At 47.0% G+C, this 25,116-nt stretch carries 21 protein-coding genes and 2 pseudogenes; 14 read left to right on the top strand and 9 right to left on the bottom strand.

The features are described 5' to 3' along the window. Positions 1 to 5: 5 nt before the first annotated feature. Positions 6 to 2,963: an ATP-binding protein gene (locus D0A37_RS05505; RefSeq protein ID WP_242722066.1), complete on the bottom strand. Its 2,958-nt coding sequence runs from the start codon at positions 2,961 to 2,963 to the stop codon at positions 6 to 8. Between D0A37_RS05505 and D0A37_RS05500 the strand changes: the two genes are divergently transcribed. Next, on the top strand, positions 2,950 to 3,243 hold the full coding sequence (locus D0A37_RS05500; protein ID WP_242722063.1) for a hypothetical protein: 294 nt from the start codon (positions 2,950 to 2,952) through the stop codon (positions 3,241 to 3,243). The two genes, D0A37_RS05505 and D0A37_RS05500, sit on opposite strands and share 14 nt — an antisense overlap. Before the next feature lie 704 nt (positions 3,244 to 3,947). Here the strand turns inward: D0A37_RS05500 and pirA are convergent. After that, positions 3,948 to 4,097 (bottom strand): arginine synthesis PII-interacting regulator PirA, encoded by a 150-nt coding sequence (gene pirA / locus D0A37_RS05495; RefSeq protein ID WP_242722060.1) that lies wholly within the window; start codon positions 4,095 to 4,097, stop codon positions 3,948 to 3,950. A 170-nt stretch (positions 4,098 to 4,267) separates the two neighbouring features. Here pirA and D0A37_RS28910 point away from each other — a divergent pair, with 170 nt between their 5' ends. After that, positions 4,268 to 4,393: a hypothetical protein gene (locus D0A37_RS28910; protein ID WP_278187158.1), complete on the top strand. Its 126-nt coding sequence runs from the start codon at positions 4,268 to 4,270 to the stop codon at positions 4,391 to 4,393. A 23-nt stretch (positions 4,394 to 4,416) separates the two neighbouring features. Here D0A37_RS28910 and bioF read toward each other — a convergent pair whose 3' ends face one another. Continuing rightward, the gene (bioF, locus tag D0A37_RS05490) at positions 4,417 to 5,589 is read right to left on the bottom strand and encodes an 8-amino-7-oxononanoate synthase (RefSeq protein WP_242722057.1); all 1,173 of its coding nucleotides are present in this window, start codon (positions 5,587 to 5,589) and stop codon (positions 4,417 to 4,419) included. A 66-nt stretch (positions 5,590 to 5,655) separates the two neighbouring features. On the opposite strand from bioF, the gene D0A37_RS05485 reads away from it, so the two are divergent. Further along, the gene (locus tag D0A37_RS05485; RefSeq protein WP_242722054.1) at positions 5,656 to 6,591 is read left to right on the top strand and encodes a DHH family phosphoesterase; all 936 of its coding nucleotides are present in this window, start codon (positions 5,656 to 5,658) and stop codon (positions 6,589 to 6,591) included. 123 nt (positions 6,592 to 6,714) lie between these two features. Here D0A37_RS05485 and D0A37_RS05480 read toward each other — a convergent pair whose 3' ends face one another. Together D0A37_RS05480 and D0A37_RS05475 are read right to left on the bottom strand one after the other, a co-directional pair. Next, positions 6,715 to 6,948, bottom strand: coding sequence for a hypothetical protein (locus tag D0A37_RS05480; RefSeq protein WP_006635293.1), 234 nt, complete (start codon positions 6,946 to 6,948; stop codon positions 6,715 to 6,717). 11 nt (positions 6,949 to 6,959) lie between these two features. After that, positions 6,960 to 8,081: a glycosyltransferase family 4 protein gene (locus D0A37_RS05475; RefSeq protein WP_242722051.1), complete on the bottom strand. Its 1,122-nt coding sequence runs from the start codon at positions 8,079 to 8,081 to the stop codon at positions 6,960 to 6,962. 533 nt (positions 8,082 to 8,614) lie between these two features. Between D0A37_RS05475 and D0A37_RS05470 the strand changes: the two are divergent. Continuing rightward, positions 8,615 to 9,678: pseudogene (locus D0A37_RS05470) on the top strand (IS630 family transposase). Between the two features lie 174 nt (positions 9,679 to 9,852). Next, the gene (locus D0A37_RS29320; protein WP_445242537.1) at positions 9,853 to 9,939 is read left to right on the top strand and encodes a hypothetical protein; all 87 of its coding nucleotides are present in this window, start codon (positions 9,853 to 9,855) and stop codon (positions 9,937 to 9,939) included. A 705-nt stretch (positions 9,940 to 10,644) separates the two neighbouring features. Here D0A37_RS29320 and D0A37_RS05465 read toward each other — a convergent pair. The 4 genes and pseudogenes from D0A37_RS05465 to D0A37_RS05450 form a co-directional block, all read right to left on the bottom strand. Beyond that, positions 10,645 to 11,139: a type II secretion system F family protein gene (locus tag D0A37_RS05465; RefSeq protein ID WP_242725375.1), complete on the bottom strand. Its 495-nt coding sequence runs from the start codon at positions 11,137 to 11,139 to the stop codon at positions 10,645 to 10,647. Positions 11,140 to 11,349: 210 nt separating this feature from the next. Next, positions 11,350 to 11,639, bottom strand: a pseudogene (locus D0A37_RS05460) (type II secretion system F family protein); the annotation flags it as partial. 226 nt (positions 11,640 to 11,865) lie between these two features. Continuing rightward, positions 11,866 to 12,963: a type IV pilus twitching motility protein PilT gene (locus tag D0A37_RS05455; protein WP_242722048.1), complete on the bottom strand. Its 1,098-nt coding sequence runs from the start codon at positions 12,961 to 12,963 to the stop codon at positions 11,866 to 11,868. 75 nt (positions 12,964 to 13,038) lie between these two features. After that, positions 13,039 to 15,045 carry a GspE/PulE family protein gene (locus tag D0A37_RS05450; protein WP_242722046.1) on the bottom strand — a complete coding sequence of 669 codons (2,007 nt, stop codon included), beginning with the start codon at positions 15,043 to 15,045 and terminating at the stop codon, positions 13,039 to 13,041. A gap of 449 nt (positions 15,046 to 15,494) precedes the next feature. On the opposite strand from D0A37_RS05450, the gene D0A37_RS28905 reads away from it, so the two are divergent. The 9 genes from D0A37_RS28905 (at position 15,495) to D0A37_RS05410 (ending at position 25,024) form a co-directional block, all read left to right on the top strand. Then, positions 15,495 to 15,617: a hypothetical protein gene (locus tag D0A37_RS28905; protein WP_278187157.1), complete on the top strand. Its 123-nt coding sequence runs from the start codon at positions 15,495 to 15,497 to the stop codon at positions 15,615 to 15,617. A gap of 733 nt (positions 15,618 to 16,350) precedes the next feature. Beyond that, positions 16,351 to 17,145 (top strand): nucleotide exchange factor GrpE, encoded by a 795-nt coding sequence (gene grpE, locus D0A37_RS05445; protein WP_242722044.1) that lies wholly within the window; start codon positions 16,351 to 16,353, stop codon positions 17,143 to 17,145. Between the two features lie 290 nt (positions 17,146 to 17,435). Beyond that, positions 17,436 to 19,613, top strand: coding sequence for a molecular chaperone DnaK (gene dnaK / locus D0A37_RS05440; protein ID WP_242722042.1), 2,178 nt, complete (start codon positions 17,436 to 17,438; stop codon positions 19,611 to 19,613). Between the two features lie 132 nt (positions 19,614 to 19,745). Then, positions 19,746 to 20,876, top strand: coding sequence for a molecular chaperone DnaJ (dnaJ, locus tag D0A37_RS05435; protein ID WP_242722040.1), 1,131 nt, complete (start codon positions 19,746 to 19,748; stop codon positions 20,874 to 20,876). A 295-nt stretch (positions 20,877 to 21,171) separates the two neighbouring features. Beyond that, positions 21,172 to 21,462, top strand: a complete 291-nt coding sequence (locus D0A37_RS05430; protein WP_242722038.1) for a sulfurtransferase TusA family protein — start codon at positions 21,172 to 21,174, stop codon at positions 21,460 to 21,462. Further along, positions 21,459 to 22,712: a ribosome small subunit-dependent GTPase A gene (gene rsgA / locus D0A37_RS05425; protein WP_242722036.1), complete on the top strand. Its 1,254-nt coding sequence runs from the start codon at positions 21,459 to 21,461 to the stop codon at positions 22,710 to 22,712. Before D0A37_RS05430 ends, rsgA begins: the two co-directional genes overlap by 4 nt. Positions 22,713 to 22,847: 135 nt before the next feature. Then, positions 22,848 to 23,633 (top strand): MotA/TolQ/ExbB proton channel family protein, encoded by a 786-nt coding sequence (locus D0A37_RS05420; RefSeq protein WP_242722033.1) that lies wholly within the window; start codon positions 22,848 to 22,850, stop codon positions 23,631 to 23,633. Between the two features lie 15 nt (positions 23,634 to 23,648). Beyond that, positions 23,649 to 24,374, top strand: a complete 726-nt coding sequence (locus D0A37_RS05415; protein ID WP_242722030.1) for an ExbD/TolR family protein — start codon at positions 23,649 to 23,651, stop codon at positions 24,372 to 24,374. Positions 24,375 to 24,826: 452 nt separating this feature from the next. Beyond that, positions 24,827 to 25,024, top strand: coding sequence for an NblA/ycf18 family protein (locus D0A37_RS05410; protein WP_006635253.1), 198 nt, complete (start codon positions 24,827 to 24,829; stop codon positions 25,022 to 25,024). Positions 25,025 to 25,116: the final 92 nt, after the last annotated feature.

Here is a 25,116-nt window from a genome sequence, read left to right as displayed (position 1 = left end):
TTTTTTTACTCCTTAATTTCGCCTACTTTTTTGGGCAATATGATTATAAACTCTGTGTAATCTCCTACCTCTGTTTCGACTTTTAGTTCTCCGCGATGTTGCTGGACTATAACATCCTGGCTGATAGAAAGACCTAGACCAGTACCTTCGGCTGGTGGCTTTGTAGTAAAAAACGGATTGAAAATTTTATCGAGTACCTCTGGTTTTATACCTGAGCCATTATCGCGAATGCGGATTTCAATCGCCTCACCAAGATTTCGAGTTCTCACGTCAAGCAGCGGTGAAAATACTTCTCCCATTTCTTGTTTCTTTTTATAGGCTGCATAACAAGCATTGCTAATAATGTTAAGAAAAACCCTGCCGATGTCTTGTGGCACCACATTTACTTCGCCAATATCATTGTCGTATTCGGTTTCTATGGTAATGTTAAAACCAGCTTCCTTGGCTCGCATCCCGTGATAGGCTAGATTGATATATTCAGCCAATAAACTATTTATATCTGTAGGTTCCCACTGGCCGCTTTGTCCGCGAGAATGCAAAAGCATATTGCCAACGATTTTGTCTGCTCTTTGACCGTGTTGATTAATTTTTTTAAGATTAGCTGTGAGGTCGGTTAAGATCTCGGCAATATCCTGACTGGTTTCAGGATCTAAACGTTCTGCTTGATTTTCAATTTTTTCAAACAGTTCTTCGGTTAATTCAGCAGAAAGTTCTGAGAAATTGTTGACAAAGTTTAATGGGTTTCTGATTTCGTGGGCAATCCCTGCGGTTAAACTGCCCAGAGAAGCTAGTTTTTCTTGAACAATAATCTGATTTTGCATAGCCTTGAGATTTTCTTCTATCCGCTGGCGCTCTTCAACTTCATTCTGCAATTGTTCCACAGTATGGCTGAGTTCAGATGTACGCTCCTTGACTTTAATTTCTAGTTCCTCATTAGCTTTTTGTAGGGATTCTTGGGCTTGTTTGCGCTCTGTGATGTCGCGCACGATCGCGACATATTCTTGTAGCTCTTGATTGGATAGCGAAGCCTCTTGGGAGAATCGGTTTGAGATGGCAACTTCCAGGATGCGCGAGTCGCGATGCCGAAGCGGCTCGGCGAGGACGCCTACGGGCAGGTTAAGAGTGTGTTCGCTGCGGATGGGCCACCGTTCTGGCTGAAAAGCCAATCCGGGGAGTAATTTGTTCAAGTGACTCCCGCTCAATTCACCTCTGCTTAACTCAAATAGACGCTCAGATGCTGGGTTAGCCTGACGAATCATGCCATTTTCATCGAGCACTACAATCGCGTCTATGGCAATTACAAAAAGTTGTTCCGCGGCCTCTCGTGCCTCGTCCATCGAGACGACTTGGGGTAAGCTCGTCCAGCAGGCAATGGCCACCCCGATAAAAGTGACTGTCAAGATCAGCACTACCAAAAGATTAGAGCCAACACTAGAGTTGGCATCTAATTGGGATCTAAAAACCCAGCCAATACTGACGGCGCTACATACTAGCAAAATCAGAACTATAACCTGAAACGCCACAAAATCTACGATCTGGCTCTTGCGCCGGGTTCTGTAATGCCGAATCCACCAGGCTCGATGGAAGGGCGCAAAGGAAAGGCGACGGATAACCGCATCCACTGCCAAAATAGCCAGAGGCAACAGCAAGCCGATCGTCACGTCTTCCCAACTCCAGTTCAAGCCTCCGACCGCCAGAACAACTGCAACTAAAAAGAATAAGCCTGCCCCCCACCAAGGCCATCGCACTTCTGGCGATCCTCGCCGCAGCCACAGTCCTAGATAAAATGCCATCAGCATTATCAGGTAACTAGCACTACCGACCACCGAGATCCTGGTTACATCTCCCCAAAGCAGACCGAGCAAATTGAGTAAAAGGCAAAATACCAGGGCCGGTTCCAGAACGCCTCGTCGGGAGATGAAAGCGAAGACGGGTGAAAGGTGTCCGTCTAAAGCGAGTTGGTACAAGATGCGGGGGGAGTTGGAAACGCCAGTGGCGGAAGAAAGAAGGCAGCTTGAGGCCAGCAGGAGTGTGACGATCAATGAAGCTGACTGACCCCAAAATGGTGAGGCGGCAGCTAATAGGTTCTTAAACGAGTCCTCGCCCAGTCCTGAGGAGGTTGCTAAGCGCATCAGTACCCAGGCACTCCCCAGATACACGGGTGGAATCAGCCAAGCGACTAAGTTCAGAACCCGCAAAGTTTCTGTAGGACGGCGGCTGTCGGCGACAAACGAGGAAGCCGTTTCACAGCCGCAAGTAATGTAGAGTGCTAAGAATGACCATTTGGCCCAGTCAACAAAGGTTAAAGTTGGCCAACTGGTGGGGAAAAATCCGGGGCTATCTGGGGAGAAGGCTAACCATCCGACGCCTTGAATGCTAAACACCAGTAGGAATCCCACTGCCGGGAAAATGAAAAATGAGTGCAGTATTCCCAAGGCGCGGGTGCCGCTAAACGCCACTATATAAGCGATTATTGTGAATCCAATTCTTAGCACCGTTTCTGGACAGGCAATGCCCAAGGGTTCTAGGTTAGCTTTGATTAGGGTCGTAATTATGATCGCGTTTACTGACGGATATACTGCCCAGCCGAAGAAGTAGCCGATCGCGGCATAGCTGCCCAGAAGCGGATAGTTGCTCAGTAGCCTGGTGATATAGTTAGGCGTTCCGCCTGACATTTCTGGCCAGTGTTCCCCTAAGCGTTTCACTTGCAGGTTAAGCATCACCCCCATCAATACGGCGGGCAGCCACACGATAAAGGCATTGGGCCCAAGAGCCGCGTGCATTGCCGGTGCAATGGCAACGCCTGCGATCAGACCTGTCATCCCCAAGCCCCCAGTTTCAAGGGGACTCAGGGTTCTCGGCAGGCGCATGAGCGATCGGCTACTAAGATTTTCTGTTGGGGAAGGCTGAGTTGGTTCTGAATGGTAGCCGTTTTCCGGCTGGTGTCGGATGTCTGTCGCCATCAATTTTACCTATTATTTTGGGGATTTTGCTGTCGCGACCCTGAGGTTCAGCTTTATAGCTTTTAACTTATTTCTGTTAAGCATTTTTGCTAGTTTTAAATTTTGGCAAAGCTGCCTTTCCCAATCCACCATGAAAATCTATCTCAATGGATCTTCAATATTACCAGGACTTACGCAACTGTCACAGATCGGTGTACCAGCACCAAAAAATTATACAATAAACATCGAACAAGAAGTTTTAGTTGCTCAATTAAATAACTTAATAGCAGCCCGTGTTTAATTTTATCTATTGTTTTACCATTTTTATCGGCTAAACTTTTGAGAGTCTAAGCCACACAAGTTAATGACAAGCAATAGGATTTGTTTAAATTCTAGCTTGACGGGAGTGGCAAGATTCTCTCCCTGTTAATTGCTTGAGTTCCCTAGGAAATTGCTCAATTTTCCAACCAATAGCACACACATGAGTGTACGTTATTCGTGCACTTATTATTGAGTTTTGTCGTTAGTCGCGACTGTCAACTTGTCAGTGATCCGGACTGGTTAAGGTGATGGGTGAGGGCGTGAGAACGGCCTCACCATGTGTCAGGGGCTTTAGTCCTGTAGTTATTAGTAGGGTGCGCCTCGGCGCAACTTACTACTACAGATAGTGTAAAAATAGAAGGAATGCAGCTTAAGTCTTGTTCTTTCCTCTTCCTTCTTCGTTCTCACTTCAGAACTTACGCAAAAAATGCTTCAATCGGCTATTCGTAGAGGCTCTGTGGGCCGAGGCGCACCCTACAAATAGAGTTTGTACGTTTAGGAGTGTTCTTTCTTCCTTCTTTCTTCTTCGTTCTCAATAAAAAACCCCGATTTCTTCAAGAAACCGGGGTTTTTCCTACCAACTAAGAGAGGAGTCAAAACTTAACAGGTAGCGGTTGCCGGAATTCTGCATTTCTCGCACAACCCTCTAAACCAAACTACGGGCAACTTCTAGTTGCAACTTCTTTAAAGCTGTCTCATTTCCTCTTCAAGCACCCGAACCAAATCTTGGTTCCCACTGGATCTCGCTACTTCTATGCGGTGCATCAGTTGCTTGTGAATGTTAGCGCGGTGGGTTTCTGCTACTTTTTTTACGCTTTGACGATTTGTGTTCATGGTGGACGTTCCTTATATTAAATTTGGTGTACCTGCTACTTCTCTAATATAGCGTTAAATTTCAAAAAGTATCTAAATTTACAAAAAATTTACAGTTATTGACCGATCGACCAAACTCCTGTATAACATTGGCCATAAGTCAATAGCGATATCTTGACAATCAAAAAAAAATGCCGAACGCTAGAGCTGCCAAAGGACGAAAGCTAGAGCTGGAGAAGCCTAGAGTTCCAGACGGCAGAAGGCAGAAGGCAGAAGTAGAAATTCTCCCCATCTCCCAACATTTACTCAAAGGGTAAGGTATTTATGACGTACCCAACATTTACTCAAAACTCACAACTTGCTTCAGCGCCTCTACCAACTGCTGAAGGTGTGCGAGCTCGTGAGTTGCCATCAGCGAAATCCGAATTCGACTCACGCTTACAGTCGGAGGCCGAATCGCCGGAGCAAAAATACCCAGGTCCTTGAGTTTGCTGCCTACTGTTAAAGCTGCCGCTGCATCTTTTAACGGAAGACTGAAAATTGGGGAGATGGAATTGCTAATTGGTAATTGGTGATTGGTAATCGCGCAATATTTGAAAGTTTCGATATTTTGTCGCAACCGAACTCGGCGTTCTGGTTCTTGCTGTACAATCCTCACAGCTTCCAAAGCAGCCGCCGTGTCAGCAGGCGTCAATGCTGTAGTATAAATCCAACTCGCAGCTCGATTACGCAGAAAATCAATTAAAGCAGCAGAGCCCGCAACGTAACCACCTAAACTTCCCAAAGCTTTGCTGAGTGTTCCCACTTGAATCAGCGGTGTTCCCGTACACTCGAAATGTTCTGCACAACCGGCACCGCTAGCACCGAAAACTCCTGTAGCGTGAGCTTCATCTACTAATACCATGCAGTTAAAGGTTTCGGCCACAGCCAACAACTGTGGTAGGGGACACAAGTCCCCATCCATGCTAAAGACACTATCGGTAATAATTAAACACTTGCGGTACCGGGCGCGATTTTGCTCTAGCTTTGCCTTTAAATCCTCAAGATTGCAGTGACTGTACTCTAGGGAAGTGGCACCGCTGAGTGCGGCTCCATTTTTGAGGCTCGAATGGTTGTACTTGTCAGATAATATCAAATCGCGCTTGCCGACAACGGATGCGATCGCCCCTAGATTCGCCAAATATCCCGAACTGAATACTAAAGCATCTTCAGTTTGTTTTAAGTTAGCAATAGCTTGTTCTAGCTGTCGGTGCAAATTGCGGTGTCCGCTGACCAACCTCGAACCCGTCGCACCCGTACCAAATTCCTTAGTTGCAGCCATAGCAGCTTGAATTAACCTGTCATCGCCGGCAAGTCCCAGATAATCGTTGCTGGCAAAGTTAATCAGCCTGTGGCCTGCTAACTTTACCACAGACCCGGGGCAACTATCGATCGATTGTGGCGATCGATACCAATCGGCACGGCGAACTGTGTCCAGGGCTTTCTCTATCCAAGCGTAAGGGTCTGCGTTCATATTGGAAAGCGATCGGGTAATACGTTATATTAGCTGGTGATCAGTTCCTCCGCATCACATAAGCATATGCCACTCACTAAAAAATACAGATTAGTCACCCGCAGCGATTTTGACGGTCTTGTCTGTGCCGTTTTGCTCAAAGAACTCGATATGATCGACGAGATTAAATTCGTGCATCCTAAAGATATGCAGGATGGGAAAATCGAAATAACAAATAACGATATTAGCACCAATTTACCCTATGTTGAGGGAGTTCATCTAGCTTTCGATCACCACTTCAGCGAAACTCTCAGACACGAGAAAATCAAAATCAACCACATCATCGATCCCTATGCAGCTTCTGCAGCTAGGGTACTGTACAAATATTATGGAGGCAAAGCAAAGTTTCCTGATATTTCGGAGGCGATGATGGCGGCAGTTGACAAATCAGATTCCGCTCAATTTGCCAAAGAAGAGGTTCTGCATCCGCAAGAATGGGTGCTATTAAACTTCATAATGGACGCCCGAACCGGCTTAGGAAGGTTTAAAGAATTTACGGTTTCCAATTATCAGTTAATGATGCAGTTAATCGATTACTGCAAAAATCATACCATCGATGAAATTTTGCAGCTTCCTGATGTAAAAGAAAGAGTAGACCTCTACTTCGAGCAAGAAGAAAAATTTAAAGAGCAAATACAGCGATGCGCCCAAGTTTATAATAATTTAGTTGTTTTGGATTTGCGTAACGAAGAGGTGATTTATGCCGGCAATCGTTTTGTAATTTATGCTTTGTTCCCTGAGTGCAATATATCGATTCACGTACTGTGGGGACTGAAACAACAAAATACTGTTTTCGCAGTTGGCAAGTCAATCTTTAACAAAACTTCTAAAACTAATATTGGGGAGTTAATGTTAAGATATGGCGGCGGTGGGCACCAGAATGCCGGAACTTGTCAGATTGAGAACGATAAAGCTAGTCAAGTTTTGAAAGAGTTAATTGCCCAGATAGAGCAAAATGGTTAAATTGGCTTTATCTTTTTTGCAGTCAGGACTTGAGTCTTTGATTATTTATTTTAATTTTCAGCACTAAAGTCCTTACTACAAACGGGGATTTTTAGGACTGAAGTCCTTACTGCAAACGGGAGTTTAGTCCTCAAGGTTTTGAGCTGGCGGGTTCTGGGTATTGAGATTTTCGGAACTATTGCCTTTGACTGGTGGCAAATGGTCTACCAAACCCATATCAAAAGCGATATCCGGCAACTCATCAGCGTTATATTTTCCTGGCTCAAACAATCGCCCGGGAGTAAAACAAGGCTGTTTCAATCGTACCACTTCCCCCGGTGAAAACATTCCCCTAAACATTTTGCGTTCGAGTCCCATAATTTACGCTCCTAAAACAATTCTCGCATTAATCTTAGCAATTTTTGAGCGGCAGCTTCCCAATTAAATAAATTCGCCGTCTCTCTAGCTTTTTGAGCTACCTGAAAACGCATCGGATCTTCCACAATTTTTCGCAACTGTTCGCGAACAGACTGAACATTGGGTTCTGCCCAATGAGGATCATTTCTGAGGTTTAGATTCTGAGTATCGTAACACTTTCCGACGGGAATTAGATCGTAAGCAATGGGATAGCAGTTATCAGCATTGGCGTACTCAGTCGGGCCGCCGTACATAGTCATAGCGACCGGCAAACCTGCTGCAAAGGCATCCAAAATTTTAATCGCAAAACCCTCGCCGCGAAACGGAGCTAAAAAAGCATCGGCTGACAAGTATAAATCAGCTAGTTCTGCTTTATTACAAAATTTAGGCATTATCCGAATTCTTGACTTGAACTTGCCGAATTGTTTTTCGATATTTACGAGATATTCCACTATAACATCTGGATGTTTGCCGCCATCTTTGATTACTAACTCTACCTTAGAATCATTTCTAAACTCTTCCCAAAAAGCTTGAATGGCAATATCCGTGCCAAATCTATACAAATCAAAAGAATTGGTCATGTGGAGAATATACTTTACATCTTTTGGGTTTTTTTGCGATCTGGAAAAATAAAGTTGCGAGATTAAAGGATTGAAACCTAGAGGCATGACTGATACTTTGTCAGACGGACATCCAGCTTGGATTAAGACGTTTTTAGAATATTGGCTGACGGCTAGTTTGTGGGATAAGTTATTGACAGCATCGTAAATCCAGTAATCATAATCATCAGTGTTTTTGGCGAATTCGTAATTGATAGCAAAAAGTTCTAAATTGAGATGTCCCTTGAGTTCTTTTAAAAAACAAGGTTTCCAGTAATGAGACCATTTTATCTGAAATAAGTCTGATGGTGCGGTGTTCATCCACTTTTCTAGCAGGTGGTTTTCTTCTGTTGTGGAATTGTCGCTGATCTGAGAAGCAATTGTTGAAGGTTCGACAGAAATTGGAATTCCCATTTTGTCTAAAGTTTGCGCCAGGGATAGCGTAATATCAGCGAAGGAGTTAAAGTGTTGAAAACCAACGTTAAAGTGAACCATATTTATTGGTTATTAGTGCAGGGTAATCGCATCTAATTTGATATAAATTGTACTTGACAAATGACATAAAATGCACCCGCCAGAGGCAGGCCAGCGGTGGAGAGGGGATCGGCGACCAACAAGCAGTTAAACTGGGAATGGGCTCCCCGCAGGTATCCCTCACTCAGGCAGATGGAAAAAAGCTTGGGTAAAGTTGTTCTGAACTCATAACTTTTCTGCTGAGTCCTAGTCAACGAACGAGTCAATTTTTTTAGAACAATTGATGGAACAAGGGGTCGTCAAACGTTCTGCGCGAGGTCGTCCCCGTATCAGTCCTCACACAGTCGTAGCGGACAAGGGCGATCAATCGCACGTCGTCGTATCCTTAGTGATCTACGTCGTCGAGGTATCCGTTTTATATCGTTTCCGGTTGGATGGGAATGATAAAGTCAAGGTCAATAATTCCATATTCCCCCACGGATCACGGATCATATCATGTCCGGTCGATTGACCATGATATAATTAGAAGGAACACTACCCCCATCAAATAAAGAATGCCAAAACGAATTACGATCGCACCTCATCTGAGTCCAGACGAAGCTCCAAGCTCGTTTCCGTCAAGCTAAAACAACCAGTCAGGCTCATCATTACCAGATTATTTGGCTGTTAGCCATTGGAAAAACCACCGCAGAAGTGATGGCAGTGACAGGTTATAGTCGTGGTTGGATTTATGAATTAGTCTGGGGCTACAACCATTTAGGACCTGAATCCCTTGGAGATCAACGTTGCAAAAATACCGATGCTGACCCTCTGCTAAATGATGTGGAACAAGCTCAATTGTGGCAAGTCTTACAGCAGCCACCCCCCGATGGCGGGCTGTGGAATGGTCGTAAAGTGGCCGACTGGATGAGTGAACTCAAGGGTAAAAAGATCGGTCGTCAACGAGGCTGGGAATATCTCAAGTCCATGAAGTTTCGATTGAGAGTTCCTCGTCCAGAACACCAGGAATCAGATATCCTCGAACAAGAGGAATGGAAAAAAAAATCTGCGTCGGTTTGTCTTGAAAATCAAGAAAGAGAACCCAGAAAGCGACGTAGAAGTATGGTCAATGGACGAACATCGGCTCGGGTTGAAACCTATTCTAAGACGAGAATGGGTGGATGAGTTTAGTAATGCTACTGCTGTTGTTAACTGGCGGTTTCAATGGTTATGGCTATACGGTTTTGTACATCCGAGTACGGGAGAAACATACTGGTGGATACTGCCATTTGTCAATAGCCAGCTTTTTGATCGAGTTTTAAAAGATTTTGCCCGACATTGGAAAGTCGGAGCGAAAAAAAGAGTGGTTTTAGTAGTGGATGGAGCCGGATGGCATTTGAGTGAAAGCGTGAAAATCCCCTTGGGGATACATTTATATTGTCTGCCTTCACATTCACCTGAACTGCAACCTGCAGAAAGACTGTGGCCATTGACAAATGAACCGATAGCCAATCGCTGTTTTAAAAACTTAGATGAATTAGAAGCAGTTTTATTTGAGCGGTGTCGAAAACTGTTAAATCTCAAACAGTTAATCAGTGGTTTGACTCATTTCTATTGGTGGCCGGAGGCAAAAGTTTAATCATGGTTGATCGACCGGACATGATATCACTCCCCACTCGCCATCCTAAGGAGTGTAACCGGAATTGATATTACCACCCCACGACTGTAAAATGAACCACGTCGCGATCCTTTTAGCCGTGAAATCTACCGACAACGCAACACTGTTGAACGTGCTATCAACCGACTCAAGCAATTGAGTCGGAGCGCTATTCGATATGATAAGCTGGCTGCCAATTATACAGCCATGATTACGATCGCCTGCATTCTGTTGTGGTTATAGTTTGAAAATACGCCCTAGGCAAGAGCAGGTGATGGAGATAAATCAACTAGGTGGAACCCCAGCGAGCGTGCTTAGCTGGCTATCAGTATCACACTCAATTTTTATTCCTTAATTTACGAGCTGCGCTTGAATGATGCTGTCAAATATTTGAAAAATTTCTCTCGCCATTATTCCTTAATTAATATGCGATTACCCTGTAATATCTCTGGGTATTTTTTTTATTCTTTCTCTTCTGGGGTCGTTCACATTGGCAAAATATTCTAAAAAACTGGCATTTAATATATTCACCAAAGGCAATGAATCTGTTGGTTTTGGTGGTGATTTAAAGTTTGAGTAAAACCTTTTGCCATTGATAGCACCCATAAAGTACAATCACTACATTGAAATTTATTCGGATTTAACTGTAGCATATTTTGGGTTTAAATTAAGAGGCGTTTACCCTGGAGCTTAAAGCCAGGATTAGGCAGCAGTTAAATCTCTCTACCTAGCCTACTTGACTTTTGTGACGTTTTCGTAAGTTGTCACCCATGGGAAGACCCTGGTAATGAAGATTTGGAGGCTCGGCCTCCAAATTGTTTTCTCCTTTTAATCGAGGATGTGCCTCCTCCAAAGGTCGGCCCAGGCAGAGCCTGGGGACGATTGAAATAGTCATTGGTCATGCGTTGATTGCTACTAACTCATAACTAATAACTAATTAGCTCTTTTTTACAGCTTCTCGAACACAGAGAACATTGGCAGATACATCGACAGCAAAATCGAACCTACGATACCACCGACGACAACAATCATCAGAGGTTCTAGCATACTCGTAAGTCCTTTTACTGCTTCTTCCACTTCCGTTTCGTAGAAAGCGCCCACTTTCATCAGCATCTTGTCAAGTTCCCCTGTCTCCTCGCCAATTGCCATCATTTGAATGGCCAAAGACGGAAAAACAGCTTGTTCTTGCAAAGCAATACTGATCATGCCGCCGCTTTGAATTTCCTGTCTGGCATATTCGATCGCATTAGATATGGCTTGATTTCCAGCCACATCTCGCACAATTTCCAAAGAATTGAGAATCGGCACGCCCGATCGCGTCAGTGACCCAAATATCACGCAAAACCGAGCCACAGCAGATTTTTCGATCAAATCTCCAAAAATCGGCAACTTCAGGGCAATCCTATCAATTTGGAGGTGACCTATTGGAGTTTTGTAGTACATATCGAAGGCAATTTTTAGCGCTATAATTACCCCAATAACTGTTATCTGTTGGATGGGAGGCCAAGCCGTACAAAATGCACTAATTGCCAACATAAACAATGTAAAAGCCGGCAACTCTGCACCAATATCCTTAAAGATTTTAGCGAAAGTTGGCAGTAAGAATATGGTCATTGCGAAAAAAATCACGATCGCAATAAAGAACACAGTTTTCGGATAAGACATCGCCGAATTAATTTCAGCCTCCGTCTTGTGATTTTTTTCCATCATCACCGCCAGACGGTCTAGAGTTTCATCTAGCACCCCCCGACTTCTCCCGCTGCCACCATACTGATAAACAGTTGGTCAAAAACATCAGGAAACTTAGCCATCGCCTCTGCCAAGTTTATCCCCTCCTGCACGTCAGCATTCATGCTCCTGAGCGCTCGCTTCAGCTTAGCATTAGAACACTGCTCGTGCAGCACGGAAAGGCATCTAACGATCGCCACCCCTGCATTAAACATAGCCGCAAACTGACGAGCAAAAATAGCCATATCCTTAACAGTAAGGCTGGTAAGGCTATACTCAATTTGCTCCTGAACTTTACTGAAATCAAAGCCACCTTTCGGTTTTTCGCGGATAACGTTGGTAGCCACAGCTCACCTCTGAAAATTTATTAAATGTTATGACTCATCAATCATCAGTCATTAATGCAGTTGGCAGACTCCGGACTAATGACTGCTGACTGAATTAATGAGCTCCTACCTTGGCGCCACCAACAGGTGCTGGGCCGATCAAGCGTTCGAGTTCGTCAGCCTTAGAAGCCTTGCTCATTGCCGCTTCCCAAGTGACTTTACCGCTCTTGTAAAGTTCAGCGAGAGCCATTTCCATCGTCCTCATGCCCAATTTCGCCCCCATTTGGATTTGGGAGTAAATCATCGGAGTTTTGCCCTCCCGGATCAAGTTAGCCATAGCTGGAGTATTTACCATGATTTCCATAGCGCAGCAGCGGCCGCCCCCAACTTTCACTACCAAATTTTGGCTGCAAATTCCCACCAAAGAGTTAGACACTTGGGCGCGAACTTGGGGTTGTTGAATTGGCGGGAACACGTCCAAAATCCGATCGATCGTTGCAGCCGCCGAATTAGTGTGCAGCGTTCCCATCACCATGTGACCCGTTTCTGCAGCCGAAATTGCCAGACCGATCGTTTCCAAGTCCCGCATTTCCCCCACCAGAATCACATCAGGATCTTCGCGCAAAGCTGCTCTCAGCGCATTAGCAAAGCTCTTAGTATCTTCGCCCTTTTGGCGCTGGTGAAACAAACTCTTGATATTAGGAAACACGTATTCGATCGGATCTTCAACTGTTAGAATGTGTTCCGCCCGCGTCCGGTTGACCAGATCCAACAAAGCCGCCATCGTAGTAGTTTTCCCGGAACCTGTTTGTCCCGTCACCAACAGCATACCCCTTGGTCTTTCCGTCAGATCCCGCAAAATCTGCGGCACGCCTAAAGCATCTGCGTTAGGAATCTTAGAAGCCAGAGCCCGCATACAAGCAGCCCAAGCACCCCGCTCCCGGTAGACATTAACGCGGAACCGAGCCAATCCCCGAACACCATAAGCGCAGTCGAGTTCCCACTCCATTTCCAACTGCTTGCGCTGCATATTGTTGAGCATTTGGAAAATTAGGATTTGCACTTCCTCAGCAGACAGAATGTCGCCGTATTGCGTCTGAGGAGTTAGTTTACCGCTGACTCGGAAGAATATAGGCGCGCCCGCTTGGATGTGTATGTCCGAACCCCCTTGCTCTACCAGGGACTCCAGTACGTCTTCAATCATCAGACCCATAGATACCTCTCCTCGATCAAATTGATAGTTATTGACCAATCTAGCTCAGTTAACAGTCAACAGTTAACTGCTGAATCAATCCAAAAAGCGTGGTGTCAAGCAGTACGGACAATCCAGCATCTCCGGCTTCAATTCCGCCCGACAACTTTTGCAGGTAAGTCCCTGCTTGCGTTTGGCTTTCAGTTCAGCCTCCAGGCCCGAGTCAGTAAACGTCACCCGCTCGACTTCTTCAAAAGTAGTCGCGCCTTCCCGCACTAACTGCAAGCTGTAAGCCAACAACGTTTTCATCCCTTCTTCTACTGCTGCTTCCTTAATTTGCTCTGTAGGAGCGCCTTGAGTGATCAGAGTTTGAAGCCGCTCAGTATTTTTCAGGAACTCGTAAACCCCTACCCGTCCTTTGTAGCCTAGGCCGCCGCACTTGGTACAAAGTTGCTCGCGTTCTGCCAGTTCCTTCCTTTCCTCCACCGGTACAGTGTTGGCTTTGTAAACAGTTAGATCAATTTCTTGAGAAGCCGACAGACCGTACTTGCCGAGTTCTGCGGCAGTAGGCTGGTAAGGAATGCAGCATTTGTCGCAAACGCGCCGCATCAGACGCTGAGCCAACACACCCAACAGAGCGGCCGAAACCATGAACGGTTCTACGCCCATTTCGGCCAAACGCGCGACCGCCCCGGCCGCGTCGTTCGTGTGCAGCGTAGTCAGCACCAAGTGTCCCGTCAAAGCAGCTTCCAAAGCCGTTTTTGCCGTTTCCTTGTCCCGCGTTTCCCCCACCAGCATCACGTCAGGGTCTTGTCGCAAAAATGCCCGCAGAATGTTGGAAAAAGTCAAGTCTTTTTCCCGAATTACTTGACATTGGGTAATTCCTGGCAAAGCATATTCGATCGGGTCTTCCGCCGTACTGATATTAACCCCCGGATCGTTCCGTTCCGCCAGAATCGAGTAGAGAGTAGTTGACTTGCCCGAACCCGTCGGCCCCGTCACCAAAATCAGTCCGAACGGACGGCTAGCACTCTCTCGGACTAAAGCCAGAGTTTCCTGGTCGGAGATTAACAAACCCAAGCCCAACTGAGTGCTGGAACTGTCCAAAATCCGCAGCACGATTTTTTCGCCGTACCGCGAAGGTAAGCTGTTCACCCGGAAATCGACCGTGCGTCCCTCAAATACCCGGCGGATGCGGCCGTCTTGAGCTTGTCGGCGTTCGGCAATATCCAGGTTGGCAATAATCTTGAAACGAGCGGTAATCGATGCGACTACCTGCTTGGGAAACCGGAAATACTCTTGCAGCACCCCGTCTTTCCGCATCCGAATCCGCATGAACTCTTCTTGAGGTTCTACGTGGATGTCAGACACCTTTTCCGACAGAGCTTTAGCCAAAATGATATTGACCGCCTTAATTACCGGAGCGGCCTCAGCATCGTCCAAGGTGTTAGCTAGGTCTTCTTGGTCGGCACTCTCCTCTTCTAGCGAGAGTTCGCCAAAATCTCCCTCCCCTAAATCCATCTTTCTCTGCTTTTCGGCTGCTGCCATTTTGGCTGCTACCTTAACTTGGTCCTCTTGATAGGCAGAAGTTATGTCCTGATAGTCGTCTGGCGTAATCACCCGTCGCTGCAAAGCCAAGCCGTGAGGCTGTAAAATCCGCCGCAAATCTTCTATGGCATTGAGGTTGTCGGGATCTACCATGGCTACTAAAACGGCCGCCGGCTCAGTTTCAGTCTTCGCTACGGGTAAAAACCGACCTTGGTGACAAATGTCGATCGAAATCTTCAATGCGTCGAGCATAACTCCGAGTTGCTCGTTAGACATTTCGCTCATCTCCGGGTCAAATGCTTCAACCCCGTAGACTATCTTCCGTTCAAACATCTGCTGCTTCTTGTAAAGTCGCAGCAATTCTGGGGGTAACGGCTGCCCGGTAAGTGCTTCTAATACCTCCGTCAAACGCTTGCCCGACTTCTGGCTTTCAATTTGAGCTTGCTTCACTTGCTCGCCGTTGACGTAACCCGACAGAATCATCTTGGTGAGAGCCGGAGGAAATTGGCTCACAGAAACTATGGATGTGGAGCGAAGCGGGGATGTGCTAGTCATAAAAAACACTCAATAGGTGGGAAACTCAGTCACAAAGAGTGCTGAGAGGAAAACCAACGCGGGGTTTTAACCCCCGTATTCTTTGCTTATGGATCAGCTATCATGTTGTTGCTCAATCCCTATCTCTCAAGTGTAAACTCGCAGTCACCTCTAAGCTTCGTCCACAAATTGACGAGACGTTGGAGGGGTTTGCCGATTCTTGCCATCAAATCTTGTTCGTTGAGTGCTAAGTTGCTTACTTACCTGATTAACTCGCGGGATACTCTCGTTATACTCTCGTTATAGCGTCAGGGCACATCATTTGGGGATTCCCCGTACCGGGAGATAAAAGCGGGGCAGGGTGGGTGGCCTTCCCACGCTGTTATATTTTCCCAAATTGTTTGGTCAAATTACAGCGCCCGTGGTGGCGCGGTTAGCTCTACTCAATTAAAGATGAACTCTGTTCTGTGATGATAGCTTTTACGAAAGCTTCGATCGCCCTTTTGAAATATATTTTGATTAATTATCTGCGATCGGTCACCGCCCGGTCGTCGGCTGCATCAGTCCCCACGGCAAATTTTGAGCAACTCTAGTTTTCGATCAGTAAATATTACTTTGATTATACTTTGGTGTCTGAACCTTTGTCACCTAAGCTTAATGGTTCAGAAAGGTTTGAAAGAAGCAAATTAGATCTCAATCTAATCTACAGATGAGCACCTCCGCGATACCCACTAATTTCTATCATTGTAACGGGCAAAAATTCGAGACTTCAAGCAACTTCGGCGTTATCGAATCAGCCAAACCACAGCCCCAATTTGCATCAAGATTAAAAACCTAGTGCTTGAGTTACACAAGCACACATATCACTACTTAGTCAATCAATACAAATTCCTCTTTCTCCCCACTTGGGAAACTCACCAAAGGGTAAAAAAAGCCAGCGTCAGCTTGCGACTAAAACAGCCTGACCGATGATAAAATTAAGCCCCTATCGTTTTAAGCAAACCTAGAAATATCCAGCCTCCTAAGTGGGAATTTTTTTGTAGTAGACTTAATAGAAAAATAAACTTAGAAAAAGTGTTGTCAAGGCGATCGCGTTAATTAAAAATGAGGAACCAACAAACGTTGGGTTGCCCCCATTGCGGCAATATTATACCTAAATATCTCAGCGGCTCTTTGAATATTTTATGGAAAGCTTTGAGCAATGTATCCAGAGCAGGCAACATTTCCTCTTTTCACATTGTGCCATACACAGTAAATTCGAGTCCTCTAGATTTACCGCGTTAACTGCATCTGCTAGAATTGATAGGGTTCTGTCGCGCAGCTTTTATGATTGACGAGGAAAAACAGCAAGATCAAGATCCTAGCTCAACTGGGGAAACCACCTCAGAGGGTTCGCCAATGGGAAGCGAAAATCCGGCGGCATCAGGAAACTCGAACGGATCGGCGGATTGGGAGCTCGAACTTGCTCGAGCTTATCAAAGTGCTCAGGGCGATCGCACCCCAGCAAACGCATCGGGGCCTACCGTCACCGGCAGTTCAACCAACAGTCCGACTGCAGACGCGGCGGAGCCTTGGAAGAAGGAACTGGCGCAGGTAACCGAGGAAAAAGAGGCTTTAAAAACTCAGTTGCAAGCCGCATCCGCTCAACTAGAAGAACTGAAAAATCAAAATCTCCGCTTAGCAGCAGATTTTGAAAACTTCCGCAGGCGTACCCAAAAGGAAAAAGAAGAGCTAGATTTACAGGCAAGGTGTCTCACGATCAAACCCCTGTTGCCGGTAATTGACAATTTCGAGCGCGCTCGATCGCACATCAAGCCGCAAACCGATGGCGAAATGAACATTCACAAAAGCTACCAAAGCGTTTACAAGCAAATGGTAGACGGCCTCAAGCAAATCGGGGTTTCTCCGATGCGCCCCGAAGGCGAACAGTTTGACCCCAACCTCCACGAAGCTCTGCTGAGTGAGCCAACGGACGAACACGAGGAAGGAACAATTATCCAAGAACTAGAACGCGGCTACATTCTGGGCGAGCGCGTCTTGCGGCACGCCAAAGTGAAAGTTGCAGCGGCTGGGCTATCTGTGGTAGCCTCAGATGAAAATCCCGATAGTTCAGAAGGTTAATCGGGATACAAGCTACTGCATTCCTCAAAGTCACTGACCCCCGAATAGAATTCGGGGGTTCCAAGGTGGCAGACTCACCAAATTAATTAAAGATGACTAAAAGCAGGTCAGCGCTTGATCCAAAAATTCTGAAAAATGTTTTTACCAGTCTTTGATATTGCTTTAGGACATCAAGTTTATTTCCTACAAATCTAGTCTGGGAATGCTTGTTTAAACAAGCTGAGTCGTTTTTCATCTCCCAACCTGTAGTTGGAGATTTCCAAACATCCCACAAAGTTTTATGAGGCGCTATGGGAAAAATTATTGGAATTGACTTAGGCACGACTAACAGTTGCGTAGCTGTGTTAGAGGGCGGTAAACCCGTCGTGATCGCCAATTCCGAGGGCGGGCGCACAACTCCGAGTATAGTAGGATTTGGCAAGGCGGGCGATCGCTTAGTAGGTCAACTAGCCAAGCGGCAAGCTGTAACTAATGCTGTAAATACTGTCTACAGCATCAAACGATTTATCGGACGGCGGTGGGACGACACGGAAGAAGAACGATCCCGAACTCCCTATACCTGCATAAAAGGCAAAGACGACACCGTTAACGTCCAAATTCGGAACAAGGTTCACACTCCCCAGGAAATCTCGGCAATGGTACTCCAAAAGCTCAAGCAAGATGCTGAAGCTTATTTGGGACAAACTGTTACCCAAGCCGTGATTACAGTGCCAGCCTACTTCACAGACGCCCAGCGGCAAGCTACTAAAGACGCTGGTACGATCGCGGGCCTAGAAGTCCTGCGGATCGTCAACGAACCGACGGCTGCAGCCCTTTCCTACGGGCTGGACAAGCAAAATATAGAACAGAAAATCTTGGTCTTTGACCTGGGTGGCGGTACTTTCGACGTTTCTATCCTGCAACTGGGAGACGGAATTTTTGAAGTCAACGCTACCTCCGGTAACAACCATCTCGGAGGAGATGACTTTGACGACTGCATAGTCCAGTGGCTGGTAGAAGCTTTCCGGACTCAAGAAGGCAGTGACCTCTCACAAGACAAAATGGCCTTGCAGCGCCTCCGAGAAGCGGCGGAAAAAGCGAAAATCGAACTCTCCAACCGGGAATCCACCTCAATCAATCTGCCCTTCATCTCTTCTGACGAGAAAGGGCCCAAGCATTTGGAAATGGAACTATCCAAAGCTCAGTTTGAAAAACTGGTGGCTCATTTGGTGCAAGCGACGATCGATCCGGTGACTCAAGCCCTCAAAGACGCAAGTTTGACCCCCAAAGACATAGACAGAATTATTTTAGTGGGAGGCTCAACCCGGATTCCGGCAGTTCAAAAGGCAATTAGCAAGTATTTTGGGGGCGTTTCTCCTGATAAATCCGTCAATCCCGACGAAGCTGTAGCGGTAGGCGCGGCAATTCAAGCCGGGGTGTTGGGTGGTGAAGTCAAAGACTTGCTGCTGCTCGATGTGACGCCGCTCTCACTGGGACTCGAAACCTTGGGCGGGGTGTTCACCAAAGTAATCGAGCGCAATACAACTATTCCCACCAGCCGATCGCAAATGTACAGCACGGCGGCAGACGGGCAAACCTCGGTAGAAATTCACGTGCTCCAAGGCGAGCGGGCATTGGTTAAAGACAATAAAAGTCTCGGCAAGTTCCTGCTCAAAGGCATTCCCCCAGCCCCCCGTGGCGTACCTCAAATCGAAGTTACCTTTGAAATCGATGCCAATGGCATTCTCAAAGTGGCTGCTGAAGACAAGGGAACCGGAAAAGAACAAAGCATCCAAATTTCCAATACAGGGGGATTGAGCGAAACCGAAGTCGAGCGGATGCGACAAGAAGCCGAACTTTACGCCGACGAAGACATCAAGCGCGCTCTACTCGTCGAACTCAAAAATCAAGCTGACTCCCTCGTCTATAATTGTGGTGTAACTTTAAAAACCAACGCGCAACTGCTGAGCGACGACCTCAAGGCCGAAGCGGAAACAGCCGCAGCAGCCTTGCGGGCAGCGATGACTAACCCCGACATCACAGTCGAGGAACTCACGCCCGCAATCGAATCTTTCAAGCAACTGCTATACTCGCTGGGGACAGCAGTCTACGACCAAGCCCGCAGCGGGGTAGCCCCGTCAGGATCTGTTGGTGAAAGCGAGATGATGTCAGAAGTAGAATCATCAGAACCAGAAGAGGTTAAAGCGGACGACGACAGTATTGTGCTGGAAGAAGAGCTGCTGGTGGCGCCCCAAGCTCCGCCGGAACCAAAGCCGGAACCAAAGCCGGAACCAAAGCCGGAATCAAAGGCGGCATCAAAGCCGGAACCAAAGCCGGAACCAAAGCCGGAACCAAAGCCGGAACCAAAGCCGGAACGACAGTCAAAACGACAGTCAAATCCACAGTCAAGTCCACCGTCAAATCCACCGTCAAAACAAAAACAGAAGGTTCCCGAACCAGAAGTTGATGATATGAATCCTTTCCTTTAAAACTGAAAAGCTAAAAGTTAAAAGTTAAAAATTAACAATGAGAATTTTTGATTTTTAATCGGTAATTTCAGGAAAGGTCGCCCGTTTCTTTTTCGTACACTTTTTGTTATTTACCTCCAGGCAAGCAGCTCTATGGCCGGTGATTACTATGAAATATTAGGCGTTTCTCGTAGCGCAGACAAAGAAGAAATAAAGCGTGCTTACCGTCGCCTAGCTCGCAAGTACCATCCAGATGTCAACAAAGAACCCGGTGCCGAGGAGCGGTTTAAAGAAATTAACCGCGCCTACGAGGTACTTTCAGAACCCGAAACCCGCGCCCGTTTCGACCGTTTCGGCGAAGCAGGCGTGAGCGGTGCAGGTGCACCTGGGTTCCAAGACTTTGGTGACAGCTTTGCCGATATTTTTGAAAGCTTTTTTCAGGGCTTTCAGGGAGGCGTCGGTGGCCAACAACAGCAAGGTCGCAGGCGCAGCGGGCCGGTGCGCGGAGACGATTTGCGCCTCGATTTGCGGCTGGATTTTCGGGAAGCAGTGTTTGGTGGGGAAAAAGAACTCCGCATCAAGCATCTAGAAACCTGCGAAACTTGCACCGGGACAGGCGCGAAACCGGGAACCCGACCCCAAACTTGCTCGACTTGTACCGGCAGTGGTCAAGTCCGACGCGCTACCCGCACTCCTTTCGGCAGCTTTACTCAAGTTTCAGTTTGCCCCACTTGCAACGGCACCGGGCAAGTGATTGAGGACAAGTGCGAAACTTGTGGCGGCCGAGGCCAGAAAGAAGTGATGAAAAAGCTGAAAATCACAATTCCGGCTGGGGTTGACAACGGTACTCGCTTGCGCGTTTCCAATGAAGGGGATGCGGGGAAACTGGGCGGGCCGCCCGGGGATCTTTACGTGTTCTTGGCGGTGAATGAAGACCCGCTATTTAAGCGCGACGGCACTAACGTTAGCTCGGAAGTTAAGATTAGTTATTTGCAAGCAATTTTAGGGTGCCGGTTGGAAGTCGAAACCGTAGACGGGCCGACGGAATTGTTGATTCCTACGGGAACTCAGGCAAATACGGTTTTGACTTTGGAGAAAAAAGGGGTGCCTCGATTGGGAAATCCAGTCAGTCGTGGCGATCATTTGATTACGGTGTCTATTGACATTCCGACTAAGGTGACGGCTGAGGAACGGGAATTGCTGATGCAGCTTGCTAAGCTGAAGGGCGATCGTACCGGTAAAGGCGGTATAGAAGGGTTTCTGGGTAATTTGTTTCAGAAATAAGCAATTTTTGACACCAATTGGTGTCAAATTTTCCTGTTTCAGGATTCCCCGGCAATTGGTTTTAGTATCTGTCAAAAAATTGTGTGCAATTGCTCACAAAAATCTCAGGTGGGACGCTTCCTGGGCATTCGGTTTCAGCAGCGCTCAAAAAAGAAAGTGAGCGCAATTGCGCTCACTTTTTTCAGAAAGAATAATAGTCTGTGTCCAATTGGACACAAAATTTTAGATTCTCCAGTTTCCAGACAACTTGTTTAAAAAACTAAGGCTTTCAGGATTGGAGATTGCAAAAATCATTATGACTTCAACATCGAAAATTGAAAATCCCAAATCCCCAGATGCCAAAATTGATCTGCGGGGTACTCCATGTCCTCTGAATTTTGTCCGCACTAAACTGCGCTTGGAGCAAATGGCCCCGGGAGCAGTTTTGGAGGTGTGGCTGGACGCTGGGGAGCCGATCGAACAAGTACCTGATAGTCTCAAAATGGAAGGCTATCACATTCTCGAAACCCAATTTGTCGCAGATGAGCCAGATTCTGGATTTTTTGCGATGAAAGTGCAGCGCCCCGAACACAAGGAAGCAGGATGAGCCTGAATTCACCCTCGATCGTGGGTACTGTAATTGCTGTTCAGGCTAACTTCTACCAAGTGAGGTTAGATCCTGCAGTCTCCATTGACGGGAAAAATGCCCCCCTTGCTGATTCTCCAATTCTCCTGTGCACTCGCCGCACTCGGCTGAAAAAAATTGGTCAACAGGTGATGGTGGGCGATCGCGTGGTGGTAGACGAACCGGACTGGACTGACCGCCGGGGAGCAATTTCTGAAGTCTTCCCGCGCCAAACAGAACTCAACCGCCCGCCTGTAGCTAATGCCGATCGCATTCTCCTCGTTTTTGCCCTTGCTGAACCAGACTTAGATCCCGCATCATTAACTCGGTTTTTAGTCAAGGCCGAATCTACAGGTTTAGAGGTGAGTTTGTGCCTGAACAAATGCGATTTGGTCACGCCCCAGGAGTTGGAACAATGGCGCGATCGGCTTTCAGGCTGGGGCTACGAACCAATGTTTATTAGCGTCCGTAGCGGCTTAGGAGTCCAGGAAGCTGCGGCTAATTTTCAAAATAAAGTTTCTGTCGAGAAAGTAGCTTCCCAACCTTTATCCGACAAAATAGATAGTTCTCTCTTGCCTTCTGAGGATAAACCCCTGCTGGCAAATTCGGTCTATCCATTACATCCGTTAAATCCTGTACAAAGTCCGTTGCCGAACTTGCTTCAGGGTCACATCCAAGGGAAAATAACGATAATTTGCGGCCCTTCTGGGGTCGGCAAGTCCAGCTTGATCAACCAACTGATTCCGGCCTTGAATCTGCGAGTGAACGCTGTTTCCGGCAAACTCGGCCGCGGGCGCCACACGACTCGCCACGTAGAATTATTTGAACTCCCCGGCGGCGGACTATTGGCAGATACTCCGGGGTTCAATCAACCAGCTCTAGAATGCGATCCGTCCGAGTTAGCTGAATATTTCCCAGAAGCGCGCCAGAGGCTGGCTTTGGGTAGCTGCCAGTTTAGCGACTGTTCGCACCGAAGTGAGCCTAACTGTGTCGTGCGGGGCGATTGGGAGCGCTATGAGTATTACTTGCAGTTTCTCGAAGAGGCGATCGTCCGCCAGCAACAAGAGCAAAACTCTAGTAGTGCTGAGGCGAGTTTGAAGCAGCAAACTAAGTCGGATGGTACGCAGCAATACGAACCGAAGTTGCAAACTAAAAAGTATCGCCGCTCTTCCCGCCGCCTTCAACACCAGTCCCTGCAAGATAGGTGTCAAGACGACTTAGAAGAGGTTTGAGGAAAGAGTCGATCGCGATCGGTCGATCGGCCCCGGAAGACAGTACATTAATAGCTAAAATTAAATGGCCTTAGATTTGTTAAAAAAAGTAGAACAGAAGCAAAAGTTAGCGGGTACTGCAGGAGCAAAAATATTGTGAATATTCAAGAACTGTTTCAAAAAGGCGGCCCCGCCATGTGGCCCCTGTTGGTGTTATCCATTTTATCTTTGAGTACAATTATCGAGCGCTTGTGGTTTTGGGCAAGCCTCCTGAGCAAAGAAAAGCAGATAGTTAGCCGCATTCTAGAAGCGGCTCGCAGCGATTGGGGGGCGGCTAACGAGATGGCCAGACAAGCTAACCGACAGCCGATCGGGCGATTTCTTTCTGCACCCCTGCGGCTCTACAATCCCGAACCAGATTTATTTCGACTCGCACTAGAAGCGGCAGCCGATGAAGAGTTGGCTTCAATGCGTCGCGGTGACAAAATCTTAGAAGCTACGATCGCTCTGGCACCTTTGCTGGGCTTGCTGGGAACAGTTTTGGGCTTGATTAACTCGCTCAGTTCTATCCGTCTGGGCGACATCGGCACGGCGGCAACAACTGGCGTAACTTTGGGGATTAGCGAGGCGCTGATCACGACTGCTACTGGGATGGTAGTAGCAATTTTTACCTTGGTGTTTTATCGGATATTTCAAGCTTTTTTGTTCAATCAGGCAAAAATATTTCGCAAAGCTGGAAATGAACTGGAATTGCTTTACAGGCAATACTGGCCTGCAGCTAATGCTAAGGGTCGATTGCCCGGTGCAGAATACAGCAATTCTTCTTATGGTGTAGATAGTTTGAACAGGCGTTCTCTCAATTCTCAAGAGGAGCGAGAACGGAATCGGGAACCGAAATTGAAAGGTTCCGATCCGGCTGAAGATTCACCTTCTAATAATTAGAACCAAGGAGAACTGATGAAGCTTCACTTAGATACTCCTGCTGAAGAGGCTCGGATAGAACTGGTGCCTTTAATTGACGTGATATTTTGCATTCTGACGTTTTTTCTGCTGGCGGCTTTGCAACTGACTCGCCAGCAAGCCATTAATGTCGATTTGCCTAAAGCGAAAACGGGACAAACGCAGATGCGAGAGATGCTGATTGTCAGCATTGACGATTTCGGGCAAACTTATATCGATCAATTGCCTGTTAATTACCAACAGCTTGATCGAGTTTTAAAGAGTTTCCAAAGCAAAAATCCTACGGGGTTGATGGTGCTCTACGCTCCTCAAAATGCGAGATATGCCAAAGTTGTGGAGGTTTTAGACAAATTGAGAGAGGTAGGGGGCGATCGAGTTGCCCTGGCAACTCTTCCTAGTTCGGCTCCCTCCCCATTGCCCAATCCCTCGCTTCCCAATTCTGGCATTCCTGCGGCACCTGCGATCGGCAATTCCGGTCAACCCCAGCAGTCTCCTTTTGCTCCAGGGCAGCAGCTCAATCCAAATCAGTTTCAATCTCCTCTCCCGGCTCCGGGGCAGCAGCAGTTCAATCCGAATCAGTTTCAATCCCCTCTCCCAGCTCCAGGGCAGCCTAGCAACTCTGGGGCCAATTTGGGTATTCCTCCTGTTTCGCCTGCACCCACTGCTCCGAATTTAAGACCCGGAGCGGCCACTCCACCGCAGAATGTCGGGCCCTCGAATTAGTTAGAAGGAACAAGGGAGAGGGGAGAACAAAGAAAAAGAAATTCTCCCACTCTACCCCTGTTCCGCTCTCCAACTCTCTAGCTCTGCCCCTCTCCTCATCTTCCGCTCTCCCCCTATCCCCTGGCAGAGAGAAGCTCCACCCGATTTGGTATAAAGCGCTTCAATTCTTTTGGTTCGTACTGAGCCTTTTTTCTCTTGACCAGTAGATACACTTGTATATGCCTGCGGAAGGAACTTTTGCAGGCATTTCGCCATCTCTCTCCCTAGGTAAGTTATTTCTTAGGACAGAGGGTGATTTTGTCAAATGATTGTTACCTTTTGTAATATAGACTAAAGCCAGATGGGCAATCGGGCATCCCGAAACCCACGGTCAATCGCTGAAACAACTTACAAATCTGGTTAATCCAGGTGTTTACTTTTAAGTCACCTTTACTTACAGAGGAGTCAAAGTCATGAGCCAACCAGCAGAATTGTCTTTGGAACAGCAATTTAGCCTGTGTTCCTTCAAAACACAGGTAAGTGACATGAGCCGTGAACAAGCTCAGGAGTTTTTGGTCAAGCTTTACGAGCAAATGATGCTACGCGAAACCATGTACCGCCATTTTCTGAAACACCACTGGGGTTTAGAACCTAACCCAGGCGTTGAGTAACAAAGAGTCGCAGTCGGCGACCTCCGTCTCTTACTCTCTTCCCTCAGGCGGAAAGGAGTTGGGGGTGATGGGGCGTCACTCGAAAGCAGAAG

The organism is Microcoleus vaginatus HSN003, assembly GCF_022701255.1.
Lineage (GTDB): Bacteria > Cyanobacteriota > Cyanobacteriia > Cyanobacteriales > Microcoleaceae > Microcoleus > Microcoleus vaginatus_B.
This window is presented reverse-complemented; position numbering and strand designations above follow the sequence as displayed.

Bases quoted from the DNA above. Each gene is read 5' to 3' on its own strand.
- D0A37_RS05505 (WP_242722066.1), bottom strand. From the start codon at position 2,963: ATGGCGACAGACATCCGACACCAGCCGGAAAACGGCTACCATTCAGAA.
- D0A37_RS05455 (WP_242722048.1), bottom strand. From the start codon at position 12,963: ATGGGTCTGATGATTGAAGACGTACTGGAGTCCCTGGTAGAGCAAGGG.
- pirA (WP_242722060.1), bottom strand. From the start codon at position 4,097: ATGAACACAAATCGTCAAAGCGTAAAAAAAGTAGCAGAAACCCACCGC.
- D0A37_RS05415 (WP_242722030.1), top strand. From the start codon at position 23,649: ATGAAGCTTCACTTAGATACTCCTGCTGAAGAGGCTCGGATAGAACTG.
- D0A37_RS05450 (WP_242722046.1), bottom strand. From the start codon at position 15,045: ATGACTAGCACATCCCCGCTTCGCTCCACATCCATAGTTTCTGTGAGC.
- D0A37_RS28905 (WP_278187157.1), top strand. From the start codon at position 15,495: ATGATAGCTTTTACGAAAGCTTCGATCGCCCTTTTGAAATATATTTTG.
- D0A37_RS05485 (WP_242722054.1), top strand. From the start codon at position 5,656: ATGCCACTCACTAAAAAATACAGATTAGTCACCCGCAGCGATTTTGAC.
- dnaK (WP_242722042.1), top strand. From the start codon at position 17,436: ATGGGAAAAATTATTGGAATTGACTTAGGCACGACTAACAGTTGCGTA.
- bioF (WP_242722057.1), bottom strand. From the start codon at position 5,589: ATGAACGCAGACCCTTACGCTTGGATAGAGAAAGCCCTGGACACAGTT.
- D0A37_RS05480 (WP_006635293.1), bottom strand. From the start codon at position 6,948: ATGGGACTCGAACGCAAAATGTTTAGGGGAATGTTTTCACCGGGGGAA.
- D0A37_RS05430 (WP_242722038.1), top strand. From the start codon at position 21,172: ATGACTTCAACATCGAAAATTGAAAATCCCAAATCCCCAGATGCCAAA.
- dnaJ (WP_242722040.1), top strand. From the start codon at position 19,746: ATGGCCGGTGATTACTATGAAATATTAGGCGTTTCTCGTAGCGCAGAC.
- grpE (WP_242722044.1), top strand. From the start codon at position 16,351: ATGATTGACGAGGAAAAACAGCAAGATCAAGATCCTAGCTCAACTGGG.
- D0A37_RS05410 (WP_006635253.1), top strand. From the start codon at position 24,827: ATGAGCCAACCAGCAGAATTGTCTTTGGAACAGCAATTTAGCCTGTGT.
- D0A37_RS05465 (WP_242725375.1), bottom strand. From the start codon at position 11,139: ATGTACTACAAAACTCCAATAGGTCACCTCCAAATTGATAGGATTGCC.
- D0A37_RS05475 (WP_242722051.1), bottom strand. From the start codon at position 8,081: ATGGTTCACTTTAACGTTGGTTTTCAACACTTTAACTCCTTCGCTGAT.
- D0A37_RS28910 (WP_278187158.1), top strand. From the start codon at position 4,268: ATGCCGAACGCTAGAGCTGCCAAAGGACGAAAGCTAGAGCTGGAGAAG.
- rsgA (WP_242722036.1), top strand. From the start codon at position 21,459: ATGAGCCTGAATTCACCCTCGATCGTGGGTACTGTAATTGCTGTTCAG.
- D0A37_RS05500 (WP_242722063.1), top strand. From the start codon at position 2,950: ATGTCTGTCGCCATCAATTTTACCTATTATTTTGGGGATTTTGCTGTC.